Raw genomic sequence first — 254 nt, forward strand, 5'->3', positions numbered from 1 at the left:
TCCCAAGCCTGTACCGGTGCCTTCCTTGGTTGTGAAGAACGGCTCGAAGATGCGGCGTTGATTCGCCAGCGAGATGCCTGGACCGTTGTCGCTGACCGAGATCGTGACACATCCAGCGGCCAAGTAATCTTCACCAGAAGACGGCCACCCTGATCCATGGCATCAAGCGCGTTCACGATAAGGTTCGAGATCACCTGCCGGATCTCTCCGCGAATGGCGTAGACGGTCAACGACGGATCGAGGTTAGTCTGCAG

1 protein-coding gene is annotated in these 254 nt (G+C 57.5%); it reads right to left on the minus strand.

The features are described from left to right. Nucleotides 1–123, minus strand: a 123-nt coding sequence (locus tag AC5IJH_RS18395) for an ATP-binding protein (RefSeq protein WP_491904274.1), incomplete at its 3' end; no start/stop codon positions are given. Nucleotides 124–254: the final 131 nt, after the last annotated feature.

This window comes from Candidatus Dedyshia acidiphila (assembly GCF_051025295.1).
Lineage (GTDB): Bacteria > Acidobacteriota > Terriglobia > Terriglobales > Acidobacteriaceae > KBS-83.